Origin of the sequence: Promicromonospora sp. NPDC050249 (assembly GCF_040656015.1) — a bacterium.
Taxonomy (GTDB): Bacteria; Actinomycetota; Actinomycetes; order Actinomycetales; family Cellulomonadaceae; genus Promicromonospora.
This window is the reverse complement of the sequence record NZ_JBFAKY010000079.1, coordinates 1-4436: the sequence shown is the minus strand read 5'-3', so window position 1 is coordinate 4436 and position 4436 is coordinate 1. Positions and strand designations below refer to the sequence as shown.

The window sequence follows — 4436 nt, the reverse complement described above, 5'->3', positions numbered from 1 at the left end:
GTGCGCTGGTTCGCCGAGAACCAGCCCGTCACGTCCATCGTCAACACGATCCGCGACCTGCTCGCCCAGCAGCCGGTCGGCACCGACATCTGGGTGGCCCTCGGCTGGTGCGTCGGCATCCTCGCCGTCGCCTACTTCTTCGCGATGTCGGCCTACCGCCGCAAGATCAGCTAGGACGAACCGGACAAGCCCCTCTGTCTCCCTGTGAGACAGAGGGGCTTCGCCGACATCGCACCCGGCTCTTCAGCCGCGGCAATCCTGCCGATAGGTTCTCGCCATGTCCGACGAGCGTGCGATCGACCGGTCCGGTGAGATCGGCACGCCGCCGGGGCCCGGCGACGAGACGGGCCTCGGGGCACTCGTCAAGGACCCCCTGTTCCTTGCCGCGATACCGATCGCGCCGTTCGTCCTCATCGCGTTCAACGTCTGGTCGATCACGCGCGGCGACGCGAACGCGACGCTCGCCGTCATCCAGCACGTCAATCCGCTGAGCCTCGTCCTGGCGACCTGGACCGACCTCGTCGCGACGGTCGCCGTCCTCGGCGTCGTGCTGCAGCGCCGCATCCGGGCCCGGCCCGGCCGGATCGACCCGTTCGCCGTCCTCGTCGTGGCGGGCATCCTGTGCCTGCCGGCTGCGTCCGTCGCGATCTTCGCGTTCTACGCCTGGGTCTCGTGGATGCGGCGGCTCGACTTCCGGGTCAGCGGTCGGGTCGACGGCTTCCCGCTCGACGAGCTGAACGTCAGGAGCCGGGCGGCAGGGACGAGCCTGTGGACCGGTGCGGCCCTTGCTGTGTTCGCGGCGCTGGCGTTCCTCATCGGCCTGATCTCCGCCGCCGTGAGCGGCGACCTGCTCCTGCTGCTCTACCAGGTCATCGGCGCGGTGACCGTGACGCTCTTCGTGCTGGCGCGCGCGCACGAGGCGCCGGGCTGGATCCGGCTCGCGGACCGGGCCTACCCGGCGCTGCTGCTCGTCCTCCTCCTGCTGTGGTCGCTCTGGGTGCCCGTCGCCTCCTCACGATGGCTGCCCAACGAGCGGGTCGTCGTCGAGGGCCTCGGGACGCCCGGCGCGACGAGCTCCAGGTATCACGACGGCATGGTCGTGAACGTCGACGACGTCAGCCTGCTGCTCCTGCGCGACGACGGCGCCCTGGAGCAGATCCCCACCAGGAACGTCGTCGGCCGCGCGGTCTGTCCGGTCGAGATGCCGGCGAGCGAGCCGGGCGGGCGGGAGGTCTCGCTCATGTCCGCGCTGGTCGCCGCACGCTCCGAGGCCGGGACGACGGCGCGATGGCAGGACCCGATCTGCCGCGCGGCCGACTCGTAGCGGTCACCTGGTCGCCCTGCGTCATCCGACCCGGTCGTGGGAGGGCAGTCTGGGCGCGCGAAGAAGCCCGAGCGACTCGGCCTTCGCCAGCGCTTCCTTGCGGTGCGAGACGCGCAGCTTCTGATAGATCCTGCGGATCTGCGTGCGGACCGTCGTGACCGAGACACCGAACTGCGTTGCGGTCTTCTTCGCGGTCTGCCCGGTACTCAAGGCCCGGAGCACCTCGTGCTCTCGCGGGGTGAGGTGCACCAGCGGACTCGACGGCGGTGCGTTGTACCGAGCGGTGACTGTTCCGCCATGCAGCGGATTGACCACGCATGCCAGCCGGGCGAGCTCGTCGAGCTCGGCGTCGGGAAGAGCCAGGAACGGTGAGACGTGCGCTCGGCTCGCACGCAAGCGGATCGCCGACAGGAACGCGAGCCGGGCTCGGTCAGGATGCCCGGTCCTCAGGTGGGTGGTGGCCTCGACGAGCCGGAGGCCCATCTGATCGTTGAGGGGCAGCTCGTCGTGCCGAGTCGCTTCCGCGGCCAGCCGCATCGCCTCGTGATGTTCCCCGGCCAGCAGATGCGCCCAGGCGGCGTACAGAGTGAGCGAGCCGATCTCGGCGTGCTGGTCGGAGAGATGCAGCACCCGCGTGCCGGCCCCCACCCGGAGGAGCAGCTTTGCCTCGGCGCGCAGAACGAGTTCTCCGGCCATGGTCGTGGGATCGGGGCTGAGCGCTCCGTGCCTCTGCCGGGCGGCATCCAGCGCCCGGAGGCCCCGGTGCGGGTCGCCGAAGTGCGCCTCGTAGCTCGCGTCGGCGAAGGCGATGAACGGCCAGAGCTCCACGCTTTCCGTCGCGGGTCCGATGCGACGAAGGGCATCGGTCGCTGTGTCCGGATCGCCCTCGTCGATCGCGATGAGCACACGGGCCGTTGCCGCGCCTGCGCCGCACTGGTGCCCGAGCCAGTCGGGAAGGGAGCCCGAGCGTTCGAACACCTCGAGCCAGCTGCGAGCCAGATCGAGATGACCACGCCAGGCGCTGAGGAGAGCGAGGTTTGCCGCTGCGCTCGTGCCGGCGTAGTGGGCATATGGCGGTTCGCCCGCCTCGGCGAGGGCGCGCGTGAACAGCTGCGTCGCCTCATCGAGCGACCCTCCGAGCGTCGCTGTGAGACCACGCTCGGCGGAGAGCCAACCGGGACGGGCTGCCGCCGCGGCGGGCTTCCAGGGCGGTACGGGCTGCACCGCGCCGAGCGTCATGTGGGTGTCGGTCCACGCGCCGATGCGCTCGGCCCCGCTGTAGTCGCCGCGCATGCGCCCGGAGATGACGGCGGCGGCGCCGGCCGCGAGGAGATCACCGGACCGGCTGAACGAACCAAGACGCATGCCGTAGCGCTGCCCGACCACCACGTAGAACTGCAGCGCCCGGCGGAGCCTGTGGTCGTCTCCCTCGGCGTGGCCCGTGCGCAGGTACGCGAGAAGGGCGGCGTCCAGCAGCCGGGGGCGGCTCTCGAACACCGCGGCGGGAATTGCCTCGACCGTCCGCAGCACTTCGGGGCCGAACCTGTTCGGTAGGTCATACCAATGGGCATCAAACAAAGTCTCGATCTGGTCGAGATCACCGGAAATCAGCCCCGAATGGACGAATGTGTCGCTGGGTGAGTGCGGTTCATCGGATGAAAGAGGCACCCTCGGATCATGCCTCTGCAACGTTGTGGACGCCCGGGCAGTGTGGGTGAATTTTGCCTCAAAACTGATGACAGCATTGATGATCTTTGCCGTCTCATCGAATAGAGATGGTCAAATCACCGTCTTATGGGAAGCGCATTGGGCACGCGAGGGGCGCGTGCGAGAAGGAAAGGAAGCCCATGCGCAGTCCGTCAGAACGGCACCAGGCAGACCGTACGAGAAAGCACCGCCAGTCCTTGCGAGCGCAGCGAGCCGGGGATGGCCGGCCCCGGTTGCAGACTCGCCTGATCGGTGGCGCGGTGGCCGTCGTGACGGCCTGCGCCGGGCTCTTCGTGGCAACGCCCGCCGCCTTCGCCGACACCGTGTACGAGATCACGGGCGAGTGGGAAGAGGGCACGCCAGCCGTCGCGGCGTCCGGTGACGTCGTCACCGGTGTGTGGCGTGTGAACATCAATGACGATGCCGCGGCGCCGTCGAACGACCCGGTGGACAACGTGACGTTCAGCGTCACGCTGGAGAACGGCGTCTTTGGCGAGCTGCCGGACGCGTGCCTCGCCGACGGCGTCGACCCGGTCTCGGTGATCTCCGAGGACGGTGCGACCCTGACCTGCAACCTCGGCACTAGGGACCAGGGCACCGCCGTCGTGGTTCAGACGCCGATCGAGGTGTACGGGCCGACCGGGAGTCAGCTCACGGCGTCGGGCACGATCGCCGGGCAGACCGTCGACCTGGACCCGATCGACATCGAGAACCCGTTCGGCATGGATATCCGCTGGGACACCGGTACGCCGCACTTTCTCTATGGAGGCGGGTACTTCGAGATGGACCTCCAGTGGACCCTGAGCAAGGACAAGGGCAGCGAGTCGGGTCCGCAGACGGTCACCTACGACCTGACGATCGCCTCGGCGCAGGGGAGCGCGATCGAGATCGCGCCTCAGCAGTGCGCGCCGTTCACGGCCGGTGCGGCCGACGGCCACCCGTGGTCCGGTGGCAACCATCCCGCGGACCGGCTGACCTCCTTCGTGGACAGCTGTGAGATCGTCCAGACCGGCCCCAACACCTTCCGGCTCACCCTGACCGGAATCGACTACGAGCCGACGAACCCGCCGACGCTGGACTCCGCCGGCAACAGGCTGCCGACCGACGAGGTCGCCCTGGCCAGCGGATCGATCTGGATCCGGGTGCTGACCGACGCCGCGGGCTCGGTCCAGCTCACCTCCAGTGCGCCGACCTACACCTCACCGACGGGTGCGACCGCGCAGGACGATCCCGCCAACAACACCGAGTCCAAGGCGTGGACCACACCCGGCCTCTACTCTTCGGGCTGGGCCCGGGGTCACACCGGCAGCGGCGGCACCACGTGGGACAACACCTACCGGATGGCGGCCGGGACCGAGGTCGCGCAGTACATGCACACGCTCTACCAGCTGCACAGCGGCCGGGC

2 protein-coding genes and 2 pseudogenes are annotated in these 4436 nt (G+C 69.2%); 3 read left to right on the top strand and 1 reads right to left on the bottom strand.

From position 1 onward, the window contains the following. Positions 1-174: pseudogene (locus AB0I32_RS27145) on the top strand (ABC transporter permease); the annotation flags it as partial. 103 nt (positions 175-277) lie between these two features. Continuing rightward, a complete protein-coding gene (locus AB0I32_RS27140) occupies positions 278-1324 on the top strand; it encodes a hypothetical protein (RefSeq protein ID WP_357511819.1) in 1047 nt (348 codons plus the stop codon). Between the two features lie 21 nt (positions 1325-1345). Here AB0I32_RS27140 and AB0I32_RS27135 read toward each other — a convergent pair whose 3' ends face one another. Next, positions 1346-2992, bottom strand: coding sequence for a LuxR C-terminal-related transcriptional regulator (locus AB0I32_RS27135; protein WP_357511817.1), 1647 nt, complete (start codon positions 2990-2992; stop codon positions 1346-1348). A 272-nt stretch (positions 2993-3264) separates the two neighbouring features. Between AB0I32_RS27135 and AB0I32_RS27130 the strand changes: the two are divergent. Further along, positions 3265-4436 (top strand): annotated as a pseudogene (locus tag AB0I32_RS27130) (hypothetical protein); the annotation flags it as partial.